Raw genomic sequence first — 22207 nt, forward strand, 5'->3', positions numbered from 1 at the left:
AAGAAAGCTTCAATGAACTGAGAAAATCCTGTTACAAAGGAGGCCTATTTCCCCGTGCAGTCTCACAGCTGGTCATCGTTGATGCGGTGGTCGCCATCGTTCGGGGTAAAGAATGCTTATTAATCGTCGTCACGCATTAGGTCTGATGGGAGCCACCGCCGGCACCCTTATCCTTCCAAGCATCGGTCGCGCCAATCAGCGCCGTTCGATCACGATTGCCGTGCAGAAGATCACCAACAACAACACGCTCGATATCTGGAACGAGCAGTCGAATGTTGGCGAGCGCGTCTTCTTCCCGAATTTGTGGGAAGGTCTCATCCTGCGTGACTGGATGGGCAATCAGGGCCCTGTTCCGGGTCTTGCGACCGAATGGAAGCGTCTGGACGACAAGACCATTGAACTCAAGCTGCGTCAGGGCGTCAAGTTCCATAATGGTGATGAACTGACGGCTGAAGACGTCGTCTTCTCGTTCTCGGACGAACGCCTTTTTGCAGGCACTGAGCCTGCCGGTGGCAAGACGCTTTATGAGGCAAACTTCAAGCCGCAAACTGAAAAAGAACTGCCGGCTGCAATTCCAGGCATTTCGCGCCGTCTTTGGCCAGCTCTTCGCGGCGTTGAAGCTGTCGACAAATACACCGTGCGTTTCCACAACGCGACACCTGACGTCACCCTTGAAGGCCGTCTCTACGCCTTTGGTTCGCAGATCGCCAACAAGCGCGCCTGGAATGAAGCGAAATCCTATACTGATTGGGCACGCAAGCCGGTCACGACCGGCCCTTACAAGGTTGCCGATTATAAGCCTGACGTAGAACTCGTTCTTGAGGCCCACGACGAATATTGGGGTGGTCGTCCACCGCTTCAGCAGATCCGCTTCGTGGAAGTGCCAGAAGTAGCAAGCCGCGTAAACGGCCTCATTTCGGGTCAGTACGACTTCGCCTGTGATCTTCCACCTGACCAGATTGGCAATGTTGCCAACAATCCAGGCCTTGAAGTTCAAAGCTCGACCATCTGGAACCATCGTACAACGATCTTCAACACGCAGAACGAAGTCCTGCGCGATCCGCTCGTTCGCCGCGCGATGACCCATTCGATCGACCGTCAGGCAATCGTGGATTCGCTCTGGGCTGGCCAGACCGTTGTTCCGGCAGGTCTGCAGTTTGAAAGCTTCAGCACCTCCGACATGTTTATCGAGGGTTGGGAGCCACCGAAGTTTGATCCTGAACTGGCACGCGATCTGCTCAAGCAGGCCAACTACAAAGGCGATGCGATTCCTTATCGTCTGCTCAACAACTACTATACCAACCAGACGCCAACCGCTCAGGTTCTGGTAGAAATGTGGAAGCAGGTTGGTCTCAATGTCGAGATCGAGATGAAGGAAAACTGGGCGCAGATTCACGATCCAGCAGGCACAAAGGGTGTCCGTGACTGGTCGGCATCCAACAACATCAATGATCCGATCACACCAATGGTGGTTCAGTTTGGCCCGAACGGCGAAGTCCAGCAGAAGAAGGACTGGTCGAACGAAGAGGTCAACAAGCTGTCGGTCATCATGGAAACTTCGACCGATCGCGGAGAGCGCAAGAAGGCGATCAAGCGTATGCTTGAAATCTGCGAGCGCGAAGATCCGGTTTACAACATCCTGCATCAGAATGCCGTGTTTACCGGCATGAAGAAGGAACTGAAGTGGAAGGCTGCTCCGGCATTCGCCATGGATTTCCGTTCGAACAACTGGAACGTCTGATCCTGATGAATGGCTGACGCGTTTACGCGTCAGCCATTTTCCTCTTCATGAAATGCATCTGAAAAATCGCCAGTAACCGCGATTGACCGAGCGAAAGGAGAAGACGGTGGCATTCGTCTCCATTCGGGATTTAAAGGTTTCTTTCAGCGGTGTGCAGGTTCTGCACGGTATCAATCTCGACATCGACCGGGGTGAAACTCTGGGTCTGGTTGGGGAATCGGGGTGCGGAAAATCCGTAACCTGGCTGGCAGCTCTTGGGCTTTTGCCGGGAAAAACATCGGTTTCCGGTTCAGTGGTTGTTGATGGTCAACAGCTGATTGGTGCTCCCCGCCATGCGCAGGAAAGCGTTCGTGGCGGTCGCGTTGCAATGATTTTTCAAGATCCAAGTTCGTCGCTTAATCCGGTCAAGAAAGTTGGCCCGCAGATTGTGGAATCATTGTCTCTTCATCGCGGATTGAAGGGCAGTGCAGCGCGGCTTGAAGCAGTCAAACTTATGGAGCGGGTCGGCATTCCAGATGCTGCACGACGCTTTGATCTTTTCCCGCATGAATTTTCAGGTGGCCAGTGTCAGCGGATCATGATCGCTATCGCATTGGCCGGTGAGCCGGATGTGCTCATTGCCGATGAGCCAACCACTGCACTCGATGTCACCATTCAGGCGCAGATACTCGATCTTCTGAATGAAATCAGGCAGGAAACCGGCATGGCAATCGTGTTCATCAGCCATGACCTTGGCGCGGTGAGTCAGATTTGCGAGCGCGTGTCAGTGATGTATGCGGGCCGGATTGTTGAAAGCGGACAAACTGCAGAACTGTTCGAGACGCCAAAACATCCATACACACTCGGTCTGTTCGATGCCATTCCAAGGCTCGATGGTGGTCGCGAAAGACTACGAGCCATTCCGGGTACGGTTCCCGATCCGCGAAACCTGCCACAGGGCTGCGCCTTTGCTCCGCGCTGCCCGCAAGTCAGTGAGCAATGTGAAAAACATATCCCAGATCTCCGTCAATTAAGCCGACAGAAAGTCGCGTGTTTCAACGCAGAAGACGTGTTGCATACCCACTATACGGATGCGGCAAATATAGCGGGTGCGCTAAAGGCAGAAGGAGCGGCGGCATGAGTTACCTTCTGGAAGCACGCAATCTGGTCCGGACCTATCAGGCGGGCGGTATCTTCAGAAAAGCTGATCCGGTCAAAGCGGTTGATGGTGTCAGCCTGACGATCAAGCCCGGCGAAACACTGGGTATCGTAGGGGAATCTGGTTGCGGCAAATCCACCCTTGGCCGCATGTTGCTTGGCATTGATGATGCCAGCGAAGGACAGGTGTTCTTTGATGGAAAGCCGTTGCCGCCGCGCAATACGCCTGAATGGCGGAAGCTGCGTGCGCAAATGCAGCTGGTCTTTCAGGACCCACTTGCAGCGCTTGATCGACGGCTGACGATTGCCTCGCAAATCGGCGAGCCTTTGCAGATTCATGGCATGGCCCGAGGCACAGAGCTTAAAGAACGTATCGAAGAGCTGATGATATCGGTCGGTCTCCGCCGCGATCAGCGAGATCGCTATCCGCATGAATTGTCGGGTGGCCAGCGCCAGCGTGTCATCATCGCGCGGGCACTGGCAACAAGTCCACGACTGCTGGTCTGCGATGAACCGGTTTCGGCACTTGATGTTTCCATTCAGGCGCAGGTCGTCAATCTGCTGCGTGATTTGCAGGAACGCCACGGCGTTGCCATGGTTTTCATCAGCCATGATCTCAAGGTGGTGCGCAATATATGCGACCGCGTGGCGGTGATGTATCTCGGCAAGATCGTCGAGGAAGCAAGCTCCGGCGTCATTTTTGAAACACCACAGCATCCCTATACAAAAGCGCTCGTTTCCTCCGTGCCTGTTCCCGGCAAACGGCTTGAACACCGCATGATCCTGAAGGGCGAACCACCCAATCCGGCCAATCGACCGGATGGTTGTGTGTTCCATCCCCGTTGTCCGATGGCTGGGTTTCAGTGTCCGACCACAATGCCTGATCTTGAAGTTTCCGGTTACGACCGCAGGACGGCCTGTCACTTTGTCGAGCCGGTTAAAACTGCGGCGTGAGGCTTGAATGTTTTCTTATATAGCGTCCCGCTTTTTTCGTGCAGTGGTCACAGTGTTTCTGGTTATGACCTTCGCTTTCGTTGTTCTGCGCATGTCTGGCGACCCCGCGCAGATCATGCTTGGCCCCGATGCACCGCAGGAATCCATCAATGCTTTTCGCAAGGCATGGGGGCTGGATGACCCACTATGGATTCAATATCTCTCTTATCTCAAAGGGATACTGAGTTTTGATTTCGGCGTATCCATGCGCGACAAGGCATCGGCGATGGATCTGGTTTTGCAGCGCGTTCCTGCTACCCTTCAAATCACGATACCAGCACTGATCATCAAGCTCTGCCTTGGTATTCCAGCAGGCGTCTATGCCGCGTTGCATCGCCAGGGTTTTGCGGATCGTGGTGTTATCACGCTTTCCATTCTTGGTTTCACGGTGCCGTCGTTTGTTCTCGGTCTCGTGCTGGTTCTGATCTTCTCGATCCAGCTGGGTGTGTTGCCATCAGGTGGCAGCGATACGTGGATACACGGCATCCTGCCAACGCTCACCATCGCGATTGGCGGCACGGCAATTCTCGCCCGGTTCTCGCGTTCAGCGATGATCGAGGTTCTGGGCCGACCCTATATCCGCACAGCTTCGGCCAAGGGTGTAAGCTGGCATGATGTGGTGTGGAAACACGCCTTGCCCAACGCCTCTGTGCCCATTGTCACCATCGTGGGCTTCATGGTCGGCTCGCTGATTGCCGGTGCGGTTGTCGTGGAGACCATCTTTTCATGGCCGGGTGTTGGGCGCTTGCTCGTCGTCTCGGTCGCCAATCGTGACCTCGCAGTTGTGCAATGTCTTCTTCTGATGATCGCAAGCTGCATGGTTGTCTCCAATCTCATTGTCGATGTTCTCTACGGTGTTCTTGATCCGCGCCTGAGATCAAAGGCTGCGCATTAAGGGAGGTTGAGGATGACCGACACAGCTCTTCACAGCACGACCGCAATCCGGGCGCCGGGGCTTGTTACCCGTCTGCGCAAGTCCGTACCGGCAAGCGTTGCATTCGCGATCTTCTGGCTCGCTCTGATGCTTTTTGTGGTGATTTTTGCCGATCTTCTCCGGCCCTATCCGATCACCAAAATGGATCTGATGGCGCGCCTTGTTCCACTTGGTACACCCGGTCATTGGCTGGGCACGGACGAGCTTGGTCGCGATGTCTACTCACGTCTTTTGCAGTCGATCCGGGTTTCCCTAATCATCGCATTTGGTGCCACGATTCTCTCAGCATTTTTTGGAACGCTGCTCGGCTTTCTGGCTGCACGCTTCCGCGGTTGGGTTGAGCAGGTGGTGCTGATGCTGGCCGATTTTCAGGCAGCACTTCCGTTCATGGTGCTGGCACTTGCCGTGCTGGCCTTCTTCGGCAACTCGATGACACTGCTTATCTGTCTCATGGGGTTTTATGGCTGGGAGCGCTATGCGCGCATCGCGCGTGGTCTTGCGATTTCCGCCGGTGCGCAGGGTTATGCGAGTGCTGTTGTACAACTGGGGGCTACGCCTTTTCGCGTCTATTTTCACCATATCCTGCCCAATGTCGCCTCCACACTGATCGTGTCGATGACACTGACGTTCCCGGAAATCATTCTGATGGAATCGGGCCTCTCATTTCTCGGCCTTGGCGTGCAGCCACCCGAAAGCTCACTCGGAAACATGGTTGGCTTTGCGCGTGAATATCTAACGCAGGCACCCTGGATCATGCTGGCACCTGCGATGGTCATCGTGCTGACCACCCTTTCAATCTCCCTGCTCGGGGACTGGCTGCGCGACAAGCTGGACCCAACCGTTCAATAGGAATATCGCAATGAAAAAGATCATGGCACATCGCGGCGCACGCAATCTATGGGCTGAAAACTCGCTGACAGGTTTCAGAAATGTGCAGAAACTCGACGTCGATAGCGTCGAGTTCGACCTTCACCTGACAAATGCCGGTCAGATTCTGGTAATCCATGACAGCACGCTTGAACGCACGACCGATGCGCAGGGCCATGTCCGCGAACTGGATGATGAGACCCGTCGGGCCGTTCATCTGAAAGATGAACAGGGCGTCGTCACCGACGATCATATCCCGACTTTTGAAGAAGTGCTGGATGTGCTCGCAGCCAAGCCTCAACTCGATCTCTATGTTGAGCTGAAGTCTGGCCCAGACGGCAAGCCATATGAAGGACTGGTTGAGAAGGCTGTCGAAATCATCAAGGCACGCGGCATCGAAGAACGTGTCGTTCTGCACTCTTTCGACCGCAGTGTCGTTGAACGCTGTGCGAACGTTGCTCCACAGATCAGACGTTTGATGTCACTCAACGCTGAATGGGTCGAGCGCAATGGTGGACTGGAGCATTTCTTCACCAGTGTTGAACCTCTGGTCGATTATGTCGGCGTTCATTACGCGCTGTTTGAAGCCGAATTTGAGCGCATCACCTCGCTTTTTCCCAAGGAACGCCTTGGCGTCTGGACACTGAATGATCGCGTGCTGATTGATCGCTGGATGCAGCGAGACGTCGCTTACATCACGTCTGACAGTCCTGATCTGGTTGTCGCATCGCGACATGCCCTTGCTGAACAACCCGCCTGAAGATCTCAATTCCCCAAATCCATCCAGCCAAACGCAGGAAAAATCCCATGTCTGATCTGCCGCTGCTCGGCGCAGCCGTGCCTTTGTCCTATCTCGAAAATCATCTCGATTTTATCGTTTCTGAAAACCGCGATCTGGAAATCCAGGATTTCTTTGATGTCAGCCTGTTGAAGGGTGATTGGAAAACCCCTGCAAACCGCATCAAAACGCTTCTGGATGGCTATCAGGGACGCCTTGGCATCCATGGTCCGTTCTGGGGACTTAACATGTCGAATGCGGATGAAGACATTCGCAAGATTGTTCGCGAGCGCTACCTGCAGGGTCTGGAAGTCTGTGAATATATTGGCGCGACGCAGATGGTCGTACACAGCCCTTATAATTTCTGGTTCAACAATAATCGCGACAATGTGGCGGGCAGCGCTGAGGACATTGTTGACTATGCCCATGGCACACTTGCTTCAGTTGTAAAACGCGCAGAAGAAATTGGCTGTACGCTTGTGATCGAAAATATCGAAGATATCGATCCAGACCTGCGCCGTATTCTGGCCGATAGTTTTCAGTCGAAGTCTGTAGCCGTTTCCGTTGATACGGGACACGCGCATTTTGCCTATGGCTCCATGGGCGCGCATCCGGTTGATTATTTCATCAGCCGCGCGGGAAATCGTCTTGAGCACGTTCATCTTCAGGACGCTGACGGCCATGCAGATCGCCATTGGGCAATCGGCGAAGGCACGATCCGCTGGCACGCTGTTTTTGCAGCTTTGTCGAAGCTGGAAAGCAATCCACGCCTTATTCTCGAATTGCGCGATAAGAACAAAATCCAGCAATCCGTTCAATATTTGTTAGCGGCAGGTTTGGCTCGCTAACCGCAACGATTCTGTCTTCTTTTGGCTGCCATGAATGGCAAATGCTTTGCCGCTCATGGCAGCTATTTTTTTATCCTGTCTGTTTTACGCGCCTCTTCAGTGGTTCGCCTATTTTCGATTTCCTGAAGAAAACATAATTAATTCAATGAGTAATGAACTTTGTAATCAACTATAGGACCTCGTAAATCGCATATCTGATGTCTGATACATCAGATATTGACATATTTAATCAGCTGCTCCAAGATCGTGTAGTAATTTCGGATGACAAGCAGGTGCGCCCTTGCGTGACAGTGTTTCCCAATTTTCACCGATCAAGGTGAAGAGCCTTAGAGATCATGTGCATGACGATCTGCGGGAGGCGATCATTTCGGGTCGGCTGAAGTCCGGCGACAGATTGAATGAGCGACAGTTGGCTGCTGATCTGGGTATCAGCACCAGTCCTTTGAAAGAAGCGCTTCGCCAGTTGGAGGGTGAGGGGCTGGTACGCACGGAAGCGCGACGCGGTACGTTTGTTTCGTTCAATGCGCGACAGGCCGAAGAGATGACGCTGGCGCGTGCAGCGCTTGAAAGCATTATCGCGCGTCAGGCTGCAAAACACGGCGATGAAGAAGCTTTTGCCTTTCTTCGCGCAGTCATTGAGGAAATGCGGGCCGCTGTTGAATCCGGTGATGTGGATGCGCTGATCGAGCTCAATGAGAAATTTCATGATGCCATTCACGAGGCATCGGGATGCGAATATCTGCGACGGCTGCAAAATGCGCAGCGGATGTATGATCATGCGGCACGGGTAACGGTGCTGTCTCGCGAAGATGTGCGTCGACAATCATTTGGCGAACACGAAGCGATCATGCAGGCCATTACGGCCAGAAACGGGGATTTAGCCGAGCGATTGATGCGGGAGCACATCGTGAAAGCGGGGGATACACATATCGAACTGGTCTTCTGACCAGTACCTGGGAGGGTAATATGAATTTAGCGGAATACCGCGGGGTGCTGAGAGGCATCTCGGGCGTGCATGCGACTGCCTATAACACAGATGGCGAGATTGATGCCGCACTAACCACCGAAATTGTTGCACGTATCGCAAAAGCTGGCGTGCATAACATCGTGACCGGCGGCAATACCGGTGAGTTCTACAGCATGACTGTGGATGAAGTGATCCGCCTGCAGGCAATCGCCGTCAAAGCGGCTGATGGCAAAGCTGCGGTAACAGCCGCAGCCGGACGTTCGGTCCGCGATGCAATCAAGGTCTCAAAAGCCGCACAGGCTGAGGGTGCGAATGGCGTGATGATCCATCATCCGCTTGATCCCTTCGCTGCCCCTCATGCACAGGTCGATTACTTTATCGAGATTGCAGAAGCTACCGACCTTCCGATCGTTGCCTATATCCGCTCCGATCTGATCCCGTTGGACGAGATGGTCCGGCTTGCAACCCATCCGAAGGTTGCCGGTGTGAAATTCGCATCGCAGAACACGATGTTGTTCTTTGAATGCTGCCGCGCAACCAAGGGAACCGATGCGACCTGGATTTGCGGTCTCGCCGAAAGCTGGGCACTGCCGTTTTACGCATTAGGCGGGCGGGGTTTCACATCCGGTCTCGTTAATGTGGCTCCTGACCGCTCGCTGGCTGTCTGGAACGCGCTGGAAGCTGGTGATTACGCCCGGGCTCGTGCCGTTGTTGAAAGCATCGCCGATTTTGAAACCATGCGGACCAAATACCGCAATGGTGCAAACGTCACAGTGGTCAAGGAAGCACTGCAAATTCAGGGTCTTGCTGTTGGCGATGTGCGGCTACCGGGCCTGCCTAAACTTGAAACGGCTGACCGCAAGGCGCTCGAAAAGGTCGTTGCGGGTTGGGAGACCGATGCAATTGTCTGAAAAATAGAAAACCGGCGCGTACCGACAGGAGGAAGCGGTGTGTGCGGGACAAGTAAAAAAGGTGGAGGAGAACATGACCAAAGGAATTTCACGCCGCACATTCATGGCGGGGGCCGGACTTGCAACTGGCGCAGGACTTTTGCTGCCCAAGGGTGCTGCATGGGCACAATCGGCAAAGCTGCCATCATCGCCTGTCGCCCTGAATGTCATTGACGCGGCTGGCAATCTCGCGTTGACGCAGCCGATTTTCGACAATTTTGCTTCTGAACAAAAAGCGCTCGTTTCGCGCTTCACGTTCAACAAAGCACCAGCACCGGAACTGCCGGGCAAAATCAAGGCGCAACAGCGCGCCAACCGTATCGATATCGATCTGGTGATTATTGGCCCAGATGCGCTATCTGCAGGGCTTGCTGACGATATCTGGACCGATATCATTGCTCTTCCAGACAATGGCCTGCCAAAATTGCAGGATATCTATCTCGAGCCCGCTTGGCGTATGCAGGAAATGTCAAAGGGCAAAGGCGTTGTGGTTTCCTATTACCCGTCCGGTCCATTGCTCGAATATCACCCTGAGAAGGTCAAGACGCCGCCAAAGACGGCCGAAGAGCTTCTGGCCTGGACCAAGGAAAATCCAAACAAATTCATCTATGCACGTCCGGCAAATTCAGGCCCGGGCCGCACGTTCCTGATGGGCCTGCCTTACCTTCTTGGCGACAGCGACCCGAAAGATCCGGTCAAGGGCTGGGACAAGACCTGGGCCTATCTCAAGGAACTGCACAAGAATATCGAATATTATCCTGCCGGCACCGGCGCTCTGATGAAAGAGCTCGGCGAAGGCACGCGCTATATGACCGCAACCACAACCGGTTGGGATATCAACCCGCGTGCGTTGGGCGTTGTTCCAAAAGAAATGGCAGTCAGCAAACTGGAAGGTTTCCACTGGGTCTGTGACGCGCATTACTTCGCAATTCCGAAAGGCGTTTCCGAAGAAAAGGTCGCGGTCCTGATGGAGTTTATCAAGTTCGCGCTCAAGCCTGATCAGCAGGCCTATTCCTACGATGCGGGCTATTTCTATCCGGGTCCTGCGGTCAAGGATGTCACGATCGAGATGGCACCGAAGGAAAGCCAGGACGTGATTGCCGAGTTTGGTCGTCCGGAATATGCCGACTGGATTGCAAACAATCCGATTGAGTTGCCGCTTGAGCCGGAAGCTCTGGTAGCTGCTTTCCGGCGCTGGGACGAAGACGTCGCAGCCAGCTAAGGCTCCTCCAAAGCGTCAATGGCGGATCATACGGTCCGCCATTAGCCGCCTAAGATCACCACTCAATTTACGGTGCTTGCGTCAATGTCCTTTCAAGAACTTCGGCTTGATCGAATGAGCCGCTCATTTGGAACTTTCAATGCGCTGAGGGAAATCAACCTCACGATTGGAAAAGGTGAGTTCATTGCCCTTCTGGGCCCTTCAGGCTGCGGAAAATCCACGGCGCTCAACTGTATCGCAGGTCTTCTGGGTACGACCGGCGGCGGTATCTATATTGATGAAAAACGCGTCGATCAGCTTAAACCGGAAGATCGCGGTTTCGGCATGGTGTTTCAGAACTATGCCCTGTTTCCACATATGAACGTGCTGCAGAATGTCGGCTTTGGCCTCAAGATGCGCGGTCTTCCCAAAGCCGAAATAGACAAGCGGTCGCGAGCAGCGCTGGCACTTGTCAGACTGCAGGGGCAGGAAGCAAAACTCCCCGGCCAGCTTTCTGGCGGGCAGCAGCAACGTGTTGCCATTGCGCGCGCTATCGTGATCGAGCCGCCTGTCGTGTTGATGGATGAGCCGCTCTCAAATCTTGATGCAAAGCTGCGACTTGAGATGCGCGCTGAGATCAGACGTATTCATAACCAGCTTGGTTCGACAACAATCTATGTGACCCATGATCAGGATGAGGCCCTGTCTCTCGCGGATCGTATTGTGGTGTTACGTGATGGGGAAATCCGGCAGGTCGGCAAGCCGCATGAGCTTTATGAAGCCCCGCGCTTTCAGGATGTTGCAGCCTTCATGGGCTTCCGCAACGCTTTGAGTGGCAAGGTTGTGCGCGTTGAAGACGGACAGGCAACTATCGACGTATCGGGCAGCGAACTGACTGGGCGCGCGATGGACACGCTGCAGCCTGGCAGTAGCGCCATTATCATGGCGCGTGGAGATGATGTTGTGTCGGGTGAAAAAGGCCGCAACACAATTGCTGCCACTGTCGAGACGATTGAATATCGAGGTCGTGAGTATGTCGGCATAGCGCGGACTGAAAGCGGTATGGAAATGGTCTTTCATGGACCGCAGGAAGTTGCGCCGGGCGCAAAGATCACGCTCGGCATCGATGCAGGCCACGCGCTGGTCTTTGCGAGCGAGGCTTAGGCCATGGCGGAAGAACGATTTTCCGAACAGGCTTTGAGCCCCGGCCTGCGTCAAAGGCTCGCCAATCGCGGTTTCGATGGGGTGACACTGCTCATTCTGCCGGCGCTGCTCTTCATTATCGGCGTTTTCATTTACCCGTTTCTCTATGGCCTCGTCCTGTCTTTCAACCCGCTTGATGGCGGCGGAGCACTGGCTAATTATCGCAAGTTCTTCTCTGATCCCTATCTCTATAAAACCATAGGCGCGACACTCTGGCTGGCTATTCCGGTGACGCTTATCAGTGTCCTGTTTGCCGTTCCAATTGCCATGCGGGTCCGGCTGATGCCGCGGCAACGTCTTCTGACGACAATCCTGGTTTTGCCAGTCACTCTGGGAACGGTTCTGATTGCCGAAGGGCTTTTGAATTATCTCGGACCGCAGGGCTGGTTCAGCCGCACTCTGATTGCCTTTGGCCTGATCGATAATCCGTTGAAGCTCACCAATAATTACTGGGGTGTCTTTGCATCGCTCGTGATTACCGTGTTTCCATTCACTTTCCTGCTGACGCTTTCCTATATTTCCGGCATCGATCCGGCTCTGGAACGTGCGGCAGCAACGCATGGAGCAAACAGCTGGCAGCGCTTCCGCCATGTCATGTTACCGCTTCTGGTGCCGGGGCTTGTGGTGGCCGCATGTCTGACATTCGTGCAGGCTTTTGCGGTATTTCCTTCCGCTGTCCTTCTGGGGGCACCATCCGGCCCCACGCGTGTGATTTCCATTGCCGCGGCGCAGGCAGCTTTCGAGCAATATGATGACTCCATGGCATCATCCATCGCCATGATCATGGCCGCCGTACAGCTGCTTGTGGTGGGTGCTTTGCTCGGCCTTCGTTCGTTCTTCTATCGCGGTTCGACCGCTGGCGGGAAAGGATAGACCATGATCCGCGATACATCTGTCCTTTCAAAGCTCTGGATTACGGTTGTCTGGCTTGTAACGGGCTTCTTCGTTCTCAATGTACTGGCTGTCATTGCCGCGGTTGTCGTCTCCAGTTTTGGCACACGCTGGCTTGGCACATGGCTGCCCGATGCGCTCACAACACGCTGGTATGCCGCCGCATGGGCCGAATTCCAGCTTGATCAGGTGCTGCTGGTTACTTTCCAGGTCGTGTTTGCCGTCGTCATCCTTTCCGGATTTCTCGGGGTGACAGCAGCTTACGCCATGGCGCGTCGGGATTTTCCGGGCAAGAAAATCGTTCTGCTGATTTTCCTTCTGCCGCTTCTGGTTCCGCCCATTACATTTGGCATTCCGCTCGCGACAGTGCTCTACAAGTTTGGCGTTGGTGGAACTTTCTGGGGTGTGGTTCTGGCTAATCTTGTGCCGACGGTCCCCTTTGTCATCCTTGTGATGGTGCCGTTTATCGAACAGATCGATCCCAAGGTTGAAGCAGCAGCGCGGGTCTTTGGTGCGGGCACCTTCAAACTGTTTCTGCATGTTTTGCTGCCAATGCTCACCCCGGGCATTCTTGCAGCCATGCTGCTGGTGCTGGTGCGCACGGTTGCCATGTTCGAACTGACCTTCCTGACGGCTGGCCCGACATCGCAGACGCTGGTGGTCGCGCTTTATTATTCCGTCTTTGCGGCAGGTGTCCGCTCGGTTCAGTCCATTGATGCAATGGCCGTCATCTACATGGTGACATCACTAGTCTGGCTTCTGCTGGCACTGCGCTTTGTCAACCCAACACAGATTGTAGCGCGCAGCCGCCAGCCGTCTGCGCATTGATAGGGCCAAAGGCTTTTAGGCCAGAATTATTCGGAGTGCATGATGAAAATTACGGCCATTGAAACCGTACAACTGCCGCACCTCAACAATATTTTGTGGGTGCAGGTCCATACCGATGAGGGGATCATCGGCCTGGGCGAAACGTTCCGCGGGGCCAATGCGGTTGCTGCCTATATTCACAGCGACATCGCTCCGCAATTGGTGGGCCAGAACCCTCTGGAAATTGATCGCATTTCAAAATTGTTGCTAGAGCCTTATGTCGGCTTCCGTTCTTCGGGTGTGGAGATACGTGCGGCTTCGGCCATTGATATCGCGCTTTGGGATATTTTCGGGCAACTGACCAATCAGCCGATCCATCAGTTGCTTGGTGGTCTCTCGCGTCCCTCGATCCGTACCTATAATACCTGTGCGGGCTATACCTATAACAAAAGCGGCGCCCGTCGTTATATCGGCGATCAGGATGACGCAAAGGAAGGCCCTTACGAAGATCAGCTGGCGTTTCATCGTGATGCCGGAGCGCTTGCGCAAAGCCTGTTGTCGGAAGGTATTACGGCCATGAAAATCTGGCCGTTCGACCCCTTTGCGATGAGCAGTGGCGGCAATTACATTCACGCAACCGATCTCGACAAGGCGCTGGTTCCATTTCGCCAGATCCGCGATGCGGTGGGCGATCAGATGGAAATCATGGTCGAATTTCATTCGATGTGGGATCTGACATCAGCACTGACGATTGCGCGTGAACTCAAAGCCTTCAGGCCCTTCTGGTCGGAAGATCCTATCAAGATGATGAACCCGCAGGCGCTGGCCGTTTATGCGCGTCAATCCGGCATTCCCGTCTGCGCCAGTGAAACTATGGCAACTCGTGCGCAGTTTCTCGATGTGCTGCGTGCCGACGCATCCGATTATGTGATGCTTGACATTTCATGGTGCGGCGGGCTTTCCGAAGCAAAGAAGATTGCAACCATGGCCGAGGCGTTCCAGCGCCCCATAGCGCCGCATGATTGTACTGGTCCGGTGGTTTTCGCAGCCTCGATCCATCTTTCTCTCAATGCGCCCAATGCGATTTTTCAGGAATCTGTGCGCGCCTATTACACCTCATGGTATCGCGATCTGGTGACTGTGATGCCACGCATCGAAAAGGGTGTGATCTATCCGTTTGAAGGTGCCGGTCTGGGACTCAAACTCTCTGACTTTGTTCTTGAAAACCCAGATGTGGTCCGTCGTAAAACGGGGGCTGTGTGATGGCCCATTTTCGCTGCATAGCCGATCTGCGCGGACAACTCACTGAAAGCCCTGTCTGGGATGACAGACGTAAAACGCTGTTTGCATGCGATATCAACGGGCAGAAAGTTTATGAGATTGATCTCGATAAAGGGCCTCTGCGCGAATGGTCTTTCGAGACTGCAGTTCCTTGTCTCGGGCTTGCGGAAAGCGGCCGACTGGTCGTTTCGCTTGCGCGCGAGATTATCCTGTTTGATCCCGAAACATTGGAACGCCAGACTCTTTGGGATGGTTATGACGAGCCGGAAACATCGCGCCTGAATGACGGCAAGATTGGACCGGACGGAGCTTTCTGGATCGGTAGCATGGATGCGCGTCCACAGCGTGAAGCCATTTCAAAACTCTATCGTGTGACTGCTGATGGCAAAGCCGAAATCAAGGCGGAACGCTTTGAGATTTCCAACGGTCTTGCATGGACTGCCGATGCTGCAACGATGTTCCACACAGATTCCCGTGGGCCATGGATTGATCGCTATGATTTTGACGTCGAAACCGGATCGATAAGCAATCGTACCCGCATTGCTGATCTTGATGAAGAGACGGGGCGTCCTGATGGTGGCGCCTGCGATAGTGATGGCAATTACTGGAGTGCCGGAGTTTCTGCCGGTGTCCTCAACCGCTTTGATCGCAATGGAAAGCTGCTCGATCGCATAGCAGCTCCTGTTCCTGCACCGACAATGCCATGTTTTTGCGGCCCGGATCTTACGCTTCTTGCCGTCACGTCTCATCGCCTAGGAGCATCTGAAACATTGGAAGCTGCACCGCAATCAGGTGGCATTCACCTCATGCAGGCGCCTGTTGCGGGTGCGAAAATTGCCAGAATGAAGGGAGTCTGAACGGATGAAACGTCTGCTTCTCACCGGCGCGTCAGGCAATCTGGGGCGTATGCTGGCTAAAAGACTGACACAGGCAGGCTATTGGCTGCGCTTGTCCGATATCGCACCGTTTCCCGATGTTATGCCGGAGAATGCCGAGTTCATTCAGGCCGATCTGATGGATGCCGGTGCCATTACCGATCTTGTGCGCGGTATGGATGCGATTCTGCACTTTGGTGGCATCAGTGTGGAGCAGCCCTATGATGCGGTTGCCAAAGCCAATCTGCTTGGTGTTACGCATGTTTTTGAAGCGGCAAGGGCTGAAAAGCAGCGCGTCATTTTCGCTAGCTCCAACCATACGATCGGCTTTTATCCTCGCGACAAGGCGCTTGGCGCGGATGAATCATATAGACCCGACGGCTATTACGGGCTTTCCAAGGCCTATGGTGAACTGCTGGGGCGCATGATGTTTGACAAGCACGGTATTGAAAGCGTGCATCTGCGTATCGGTTCCTGCGTGCCCGAGCCAACAGAAGCGCGGCATCTATCGACATGGCTTTCGCATGATGATCTGGTTCGGCTGCTGATAGCAGCTGTTGAAGCCCCAAAAACAGACGTTGCAATCGTCTGGGGCGTTTCCGCCAATGCCGCGCGCTGGTGGGAGAAGGATGATGCAGCGCTGATTGGTTATGTTCCGCAGGATGATGCTTCCCGCTACGGCGATCTGGCAGAAACCGGCGATGCTGTATCATGCAGATTTCAGGGCGGAACATTCACCGCCCATGACTACTCGCGTGAGGAATGAAGCTGTGGTGCCCATGGTTGTTGAACTCAACGCTTATAATTATCGTCTGAGGCTTGCCCCCCAATATGGTGCAACTTTGCTTGAGGCAGAGTGGCATCACCCGGATGGCTCATGGGTAGAATTACTTGAGCCACTCGCAACACCCGAAGCGGGCCTGAAAGCAGGGTGCTTCGTGATGGCACCTTTTGCCAATCGTATAGATTGTGGGCGGTTCGCTTTTGAAGGAAAAACTGTTCAGCTGCCGATCAATGCGCCACAGGAAGGCATGGCTATTCATGGCTTTTCGAGGATGCATAGCTGGGAGGTGGTGGAGACCAGCGACAATCGGGTGCATGTGCGCGATGAGGTTCACAGTGACGACCATCCCTACTCATACAGGCTGGATCAAATCATCGATATTGCGCCTGATGGCTTTCGCATATCGCTGAGTATCCAGAATGAAGGCGACAGCGCTCTGCCGTTCGGCATCGGCTTGCATCCGTGGTTTTCTAAAACCAACAAGGCAACGCTTGAATTTCAATCCAATGGCGCACCACAGCTTGATACACGCGGATTACCACAAGGTATCCCCGAAGCTATCGACTGGTTTACTCCGGGAAACACAATTGTTCTGTCAAAATTGTCGCTGGTGAATTGCTGTTTCACAGGCTGGAACCGTGAGGCGACAATACGCTGGCCGGAAACATCAACTGGCCTCCGGCTTAAAGGCGAGGGCGCGTTGCGGCATCTCCATGTTTTCAATCCACAGGATCGCGCAGTCTTTTGCGCTGAACCGGTAAGTCACCTACCGGATGTCATCAATAGGCCAGCGCTTGGTGAGGATGCAGCCATGACAGTTCTCAATCCTGGAGAAGCGCTGACGGGTGCTCTCCTGTTTTCCGCTCATCTTTTGCCAGACAATGCACCTGGCATTTGCAGAAATTTGCGCAGCTCAAATACCGGGAAGGCCCTGAAATGACCAGAAAAGCATATGAAGATCTGCGTTCTGCGCGCTGGATGTTGCCAGATGATCAGCGTTCTTCCGGCCATCGTTCAAGAACCATGCAGATGGGGTATGATCCGGTGGATTGGGAGGGCAAACCAATCATCGCAATCATCAATACCTGGTCGGATGCACAACCTTGTCATGCGCATTTCAAGGATCGTGTTGAGTGGGTGAAGCGCGGCATTCTGCAAGCAGGCGGTTTTCCGCTTGAGCTTCCCGCATTGTCGCTTTCTGAAAGCTATGTGAAGCCAACAACCATGCTCTACCGCAACATGCTGGCGATGGAGACGGAAGAGCTTTTGCGTTCTCATCCGGTTGATGGTGCTGTCCTGATGGGCGGCTGTGACAAGACCACACCGGCACTCATTATGGGGGCCACCAGTGCTGGCTATCCCTTCATCTTCCTGCCTGCAGGCCCCATGCTTCGTGGCAACTATGCTGGAAAGACGCTTGGATCTGGTACGGATATGTTCAAGTTCTGGGATGAACGTCGCGCTGGCACCATCGGTAAGGAAGAATGGCAGGGTATTGAAGGTGGCATTGCCCGCAGCTACGGCCATTGCATGACGATGGGTACGGCATCCACCATGACAGTGATTGCAGAAGCCATGGGGCTGTCGTTGCCTGGTGCATCATCAATTCCTGCGGCTGATGCCAATCATCAGCGCATGTCAACGCAATGCGGTCGCCGCATTGTCGAGATGGTGTGGGACGATCTGACACCAGACCAGATTATCACACCGGCAGCGGTGAAGAATTCGGTTATTGTTGCAATGGCGACCGGTTGTTCCACCAATGCAATCATTCATCTGATTGCGATGGCGCGACGTGCAGGCGTTCCGCTTGAACTGGATGACCTTGATCGTATCGGACGAACAACACCTGTCATCGCCAATATCCGCCCCTCCGGTTCCACCTATCTGATGGAGGATTTTTATTATGCCGGTGGCATTCGCGCGCTGATGCGTCAGCTCGGCGACAAGCTCGATCCTTCAGCCATTACCATTACCGGAAAACCGCTGACCGAGGGGCTGGAAAAAGCGCAGATCTATAATGAGGATGTTATCAGGCCGTTGTCCAATCCGGTGTACCATGAAGGGTCACTGGCCGTCTTGAAGGGCAATCTCTGCCCGGATGGCGCAGTGATCAAGCCCGCTGCCTGCGATCCCAAATTTCATCGGCATACAGGCCCGGCGCTGGTCGCAGACAGCTATCCTGAGCTTAAGAAAATTATCGATGATCCTGATTATCCGCTGACGCCGGACACGGTTCTTGTGCTGCGCAATGCTGGTCCGCAGGGCGGGCCCGGAATGCCCGAATGGGGCATGATCCCGATGCCGAAAGCTCTGCTGAAGCTTGGTCTCAGGGATATGGTGCGAATTTCAGATGCGCGTATGTCAGGGACTAGCTTCGGTGCCTGTGTGCTGCATGTGGCACCGGAATCCTTTATCGGCGGACCGCTGGCCCTGCTGAAAACCGGCGATATGGTCGAACTCGATATTCCGGCGCGCAGTCTCAACATGCTTGTTTCTGAAGATGAACTGGCTGCCCGCCGTGCAGCTTGGCAAACGCCGGAACCCAAATATGAGCGTGGCTATGGCTTTGTCTTTTCCAAGCATGTCGAGCAGGCCGACAAGGGCTGCGATTTTGATTTCCTGAAAACCGATTTTGGTCGTCCGGTTGACGAGCCGGTCATTTATTAAGAGGCAGACCGATGTCAGACTATATTCTCACCGACGAAACACGCGCAAAATTGAAGAAGGTTTCAACTGCATCTGTTGCCACCGCTCTCTATAAGCGCGGACTGCGCAACCAGTTCATTCAGGGCTCGTTTCAGATCGCACGTAAACCGGAAAACATGGTCGGTCAGGCTTTTACGCTGCGTTATATCCCGGCGCGCGAAGACCGCAATCCGATCACTGTTTTCCGTAATCCCGATCACAAGCAGCGTGTGGCCATCGAAACCTGTCCTCCGGGCTATGTGCTGGTGATGGATGCGCGCAAGGATGCGCGTGCTGCGACCGCAGGTTCCATTCTGGTGACGCGCCTTGCTTTGCGGGGCGCTGCAGGGATTGTCTCGGATGGCGGTTTTCGTGATGTGACGGGCATTGGTGAACTTGATATGCCCGCTTACTGCGCCAAAGCATCGGCCCCGACAAACCTCACACTACATGAAGCTATCGACATCAATGTTCCGATTTCCTGCGGAGATGCTGCGGTATTTCCGGGTGATGTTCTGGTGGGCGATGCCGACGGTGTCATGGTAATTCCGGCGCATCTTTGCGATGAAATTGCCGATGAATGCGTTGGCATGGAAGTCTTTGAAGATTTCGTTCTGGAAGAAGTGAACAAAGGCGCGGCAATTATCGGCCTCTATCCTTGCACCAAGGATGAGTGGGCTAAGAAATTTGAAGGCTGGAAAAACGAAAACAATCGTTAGAGCGCATCTCGAAAAGTGCGAAGCGGTTTTCGGAAAAAGATACGCGTAAAAATAAACTGATAGAGCATTTCCAATCACTCAATCAAAACAGGAAATGCTCTAGAGCGCATTATGCCGCGATAAGAAAACACCGCCTCAAACGGGCGGTGTTCCATTGTCGCGGAGAACTTCGCCCGCAAGATAAAGCGAGCCACCGATCAGAATGCGAGGGGGCGCTTCATCATCGAGCCAGCTGTCATGCAAAATCTTGAGTGCGTTCTCGACCGAATGAACAGGCTCAGCCGAAAGCCCGGCCTTCTGTGCACTGATCGCCAGCTCATTATTCGGGATACCCGCATCACTTGATGGGATCGGCACGGTAAAGACATGGCGTGCCATGCCCGTAAAGGCCTCAAAATAGCCGACAGGGTCCTTTGTGTTGATCATGCCGGTGATGAGAAACAACGGTCGTGTAGAGCGTTCCTCGAGATCGCCAAAGGCTTCCGCAATGACAACGCCTGCGCCGGGATTATGTCCGCCATCAAGCCAGATTTCGGATGCAGCAGGCGCGAGATCGAAAAGCTTGCCATGGGTGAGGCGCTGCATCCGCGCAGGCCAGTCCACGACCATCATGGCCTTTTCAGCGGCCTTGTCGGTAATGGTGAAACCAGCCATCTGCACGGCTTCAATGGCAGCGGCAGCATTGGCGAGCTGGTGACGACCCGGCAGACGCGGCAATGGCAGATCGATCAGCCCATCTTCATTCTGGAAGACCATGCGGCCATGTTCCTCGAATGCGAAGAAATCCTGTCCATAGATCGACAGAGGGCAATCCAGGCGATCGGCGGTTGAGATCAGCACTTCGCGCGCCGCATCAAAGGGCTGGAAGCCGATGACGACCGGGCAATCCTGTTTGATGATGCCAGCTTTTTCAACGGCAATCAGTTCAACGCGGTCGCCCAGAAATGCCTGATGATCGACAGAGATCGGCATGATGAGGGATACGGCTGGTTCGGCAATGACGTTGGTCGCATCAAGGCGTCCACCAAGACCCACTTCCATGATGACGACATCAGCCGGATGCTCGGAAAACAGCACAAAGGCTACGGCGGTCAGGACCTCGAAAACCGTGATGTGTTTGCCGTCATTGGCCTGTTCCACGCGTTCAATGGCATCAGCCAGAACATCGTCGGAAACAAACTTGCCGCCATTCTTGGAGGCGAGGCGATAGCGTTCATGCCAGTTCACAAGATGCGGAGAGGTATGAACGTGAACGCCCAAGCCGCTCGCTTCCAGAAGCGCGCGGCAGAAAGCGCTTGCCGATCCTTTGCCGTTGGTGCCGGCAATATGGATCACAGGCGGCAGGTTGAGGTGCGGATTGCCGAGCTTTTCCAGAAGACCGCGGATGCGGTCTAAGGAAAGATCAAAACCTTTTGGATGCAATTGCATCAGCCGTTCGATAACGGCATCCGCTTTTCCTGTCACGATTACGCCGCCTTGCTGTCAGCTTCTGGCTTCTTTGGTGAAGGTGCTGCTACCGGTGCATCGGTATTGGCGGGCTGTCTGGTCATAATTTTGAGCAGACGTGCAATGGTTGACTTCAGCTCAAGGCGCGAGACGACCATATCGACCATGCCATGTTCCATCAGATATTCAGCGCTCTGGAAGCCTTCAGGCAGCTTCTCGCGAATGGTCTGTTCGATCACGCGAGGACCGGCGAAGCCGATCAGTGCGCCCGGCTCTGCAATATGAATATCACCGAGCATTGCGTAGGAAGCGGTCACACCACCCGTTGTTGGGTTGGTAAGAACGACAATGTAAGGCAGGCCAGCTTCTTTAAGCATTTCCACGGCAACAGTGGTGCGTGGCAGCTGCATGAGCGACAGAATGCCTTCCTGCATACGGGCACCGCCCGAAGCTGCAAAAAGAACCAGCGGACGCTTCAGCTCAATGGCCTTTTCAAAGCCCTGAATGATGGCTTCGCCAGCACCCATGCCGAGCGAGCCGCCCATGAAGCCGAAATCCTGAACGGTCGCGACAATCGGCAGACCTTCAATCGTGCCAAGACCATTGATGATCGCATCTTCCATACCGGTGCGTGACCGATAATCCTTGAGACGATCAATATACTTCTTTTCGTCGCGGAATTTGAGCGGATCGGTTGGAACCTTAGGGCTTTCCAGCGTCGTGTATTCGCCATTGTCGAAGAAGAAACGCAGACGGTCCTTGCCCTTGATGCGCATGTGATGGCCCGAGCCGGGGATCACGAACTGATTGCTCTCAAGGTCCTTATGAAACACCATTTCACCGGTCGATGGATCTTTGATCCAAAGGTTTTCCGGCATCTCGCGACGTCCGAGCATCGAATTGATCTTCGGACGAACGTAGTTGGTGATCCAGTTCATGACGTTTGGTTCCGTTTCTTGTTCTTCAAAAAACTCTAAAGCCCGTCGCGTTTTATCGAATTCACACGACGCTCTTTAACTCGTTATCTCAACGCATGTCGTCACCGGAAAACCGGTTCCCACTTTTGGGGGACATGCTCTAGCTTCTTAAATGGACGA

At 54.1% G+C, this 22207-nt stretch carries 21 protein-coding genes; 19 read left to right on the forward strand and 2 right to left on the reverse strand.

The window, feature by feature from the left end:
- Positions 1-112 precede the first annotated feature (112 nt).
- The 19 genes from CEV34_RS06865 (at position 113) to CEV34_RS06955 (ending at position 19664) form a co-directional block, all read left to right on the forward strand.
- Entirely contained in the window at positions 113-1741 is a 1629-nt protein-coding gene (locus CEV34_RS06865) for an ABC transporter substrate-binding protein (protein WP_007872550.1), read from the forward strand.
- Between the two features lie 106 nt (positions 1742-1847).
- Positions 1848-2861, forward strand: coding sequence for an ABC transporter ATP-binding protein (locus CEV34_RS06870; RefSeq protein ID WP_007872561.1), 1014 nt, complete (start codon positions 1848-1850; stop codon positions 2859-2861).
- Positions 2858-3832 carry an ABC transporter ATP-binding protein gene (locus CEV34_RS06875; protein ID WP_007872564.1) on the forward strand — a complete coding sequence of 325 codons (975 nt, stop codon included), beginning with the start codon at positions 2858-2860 and terminating at the stop codon, positions 3830-3832. Before CEV34_RS06870 ends, CEV34_RS06875 begins: the two co-directional genes overlap by 4 nt.
- A 7-nt stretch (positions 3833-3839) precedes the next feature.
- Entirely contained in the window at positions 3840-4766 is a 927-nt protein-coding gene (locus tag CEV34_RS06880; RefSeq protein ID WP_007872567.1) for an ABC transporter permease, read from the forward strand.
- Between the two features lie 12 nt (positions 4767-4778).
- Positions 4779-5654: an ABC transporter permease gene (locus CEV34_RS06885; protein WP_079212482.1), complete on the forward strand. Its 876-nt coding sequence runs from the start codon at positions 4779-4781 to the stop codon at positions 5652-5654.
- Positions 5655-5664: 10 nt separating this feature from the next.
- Positions 5665-6432: a glycerophosphodiester phosphodiesterase family protein gene (locus CEV34_RS06890; RefSeq protein WP_007872573.1), complete on the forward strand. Its 768-nt coding sequence runs from the start codon at positions 5665-5667 to the stop codon at positions 6430-6432.
- 47 nt (positions 6433-6479) lie between these two features.
- A complete protein-coding gene (locus tag CEV34_RS06895) occupies positions 6480-7298 on the forward strand; it encodes a sugar phosphate isomerase/epimerase family protein (RefSeq protein ID WP_007872576.1) in 819 nt (272 codons plus the stop codon).
- A 337-nt stretch (positions 7299-7635) separates the two neighbouring features.
- Positions 7636-8244, forward strand: a complete 609-nt coding sequence (locus tag CEV34_RS06900) for a GntR family transcriptional regulator (protein WP_007872579.1) — start codon at positions 7636-7638, stop codon at positions 8242-8244.
- 20 nt (positions 8245-8264) lie between these two features.
- Positions 8265-9176 (forward strand): dihydrodipicolinate synthase family protein, encoded by a 912-nt coding sequence (locus tag CEV34_RS06905; protein WP_007872583.1) that lies wholly within the window; start codon positions 8265-8267, stop codon positions 9174-9176.
- Positions 9177-9249: 73 nt separating this feature from the next.
- Positions 9250-10437, forward strand: a complete 1188-nt coding sequence (locus tag CEV34_RS06910; protein ID WP_007872585.1) for an extracellular solute-binding protein — start codon at positions 9250-9252, stop codon at positions 10435-10437.
- An 84-nt stretch (positions 10438-10521) separates the two neighbouring features.
- Complete coding sequence (locus tag CEV34_RS06915) at positions 10522-11580, forward strand: ABC transporter ATP-binding protein (protein ID WP_007872587.1); 1059 nt, start codon at positions 10522-10524, stop codon at positions 11578-11580.
- A gap of 3 nt (positions 11581-11583) precedes the next feature.
- Positions 11584-12492: an ABC transporter permease gene (locus tag CEV34_RS06920; RefSeq protein WP_007872589.1), complete on the forward strand. Its 909-nt coding sequence runs from the start codon at positions 11584-11586 to the stop codon at positions 12490-12492.
- Positions 12493-12495: 3 nt separating this feature from the next.
- The gene (locus CEV34_RS06925; RefSeq protein ID WP_007872592.1) at positions 12496-13338 is read left to right on the forward strand and encodes an ABC transporter permease; all 843 of its coding nucleotides are present in this window, start codon (positions 12496-12498) and stop codon (positions 13336-13338) included.
- Positions 13339-13380: 42 nt separating this feature from the next.
- Complete coding sequence (locus CEV34_RS06930; RefSeq protein ID WP_007872595.1) at positions 13381-14580, forward strand: mandelate racemase/muconate lactonizing enzyme family protein; 1200 nt, start codon at positions 13381-13383, stop codon at positions 14578-14580.
- A complete protein-coding gene (locus CEV34_RS06935) occupies positions 14580-15455 on the forward strand; it encodes an SMP-30/gluconolactonase/LRE family protein (RefSeq protein ID WP_007872598.1) in 876 nt (291 codons plus the stop codon). Before CEV34_RS06930 ends, CEV34_RS06935 begins: the two co-directional genes overlap by 1 nt.
- 4 nt (positions 15456-15459) lie before the next feature.
- Positions 15460-16239 (forward strand): NAD-dependent epimerase/dehydratase family protein, encoded by a 780-nt coding sequence (locus CEV34_RS06940; RefSeq protein WP_007872602.1) that lies wholly within the window; start codon positions 15460-15462, stop codon positions 16237-16239.
- Entirely contained in the window at positions 16217-17197 is a 981-nt protein-coding gene (locus tag CEV34_RS06945; protein ID WP_161624135.1) for an aldose epimerase family protein, read from the forward strand. The genes CEV34_RS06940 and CEV34_RS06945 overlap by 23 nt, the downstream gene beginning before the upstream one ends.
- Positions 17194-18927, forward strand: coding sequence for an L-arabinonate dehydratase (gene araD, locus CEV34_RS06950; RefSeq protein WP_007872608.1), 1734 nt, complete (start codon positions 17194-17196; stop codon positions 18925-18927). Before CEV34_RS06945 ends, araD begins: the two co-directional genes overlap by 4 nt.
- A gap of 11 nt (positions 18928-18938) precedes the next feature.
- Complete coding sequence (locus CEV34_RS06955) at positions 18939-19664, forward strand: ribonuclease activity regulator RraA (protein WP_007872611.1); 726 nt, start codon at positions 18939-18941, stop codon at positions 19662-19664.
- 135 nt (positions 19665-19799) lie between these two features.
- Here the strand turns inward: CEV34_RS06955 and CEV34_RS06960 are convergent, their stop codons facing one another.
- Together CEV34_RS06960 and accD are read right to left on the reverse strand one after the other, a co-directional pair.
- Complete coding sequence (locus CEV34_RS06960; RefSeq protein WP_083898611.1) at positions 19800-21092, reverse strand: bifunctional folylpolyglutamate synthase/dihydrofolate synthase; 1293 nt, start codon at positions 21090-21092, stop codon at positions 19800-19802.
- Positions 21093-21130: 38 nt separating this feature from the next.
- A complete protein-coding gene (gene accD / locus CEV34_RS06965) occupies positions 21131-22048 on the reverse strand; it encodes an acetyl-CoA carboxylase, carboxyltransferase subunit beta (protein WP_007872617.1) in 918 nt (305 codons plus the stop codon).
- Positions 22049-22207: the final 159 nt, after the last annotated feature.

Source organism: Brucella pseudogrignonensis (genome assembly GCF_002252525.1).
Lineage (GTDB): Bacteria > Pseudomonadota > Alphaproteobacteria > Rhizobiales > Rhizobiaceae > Brucella > Brucella pseudogrignonensis.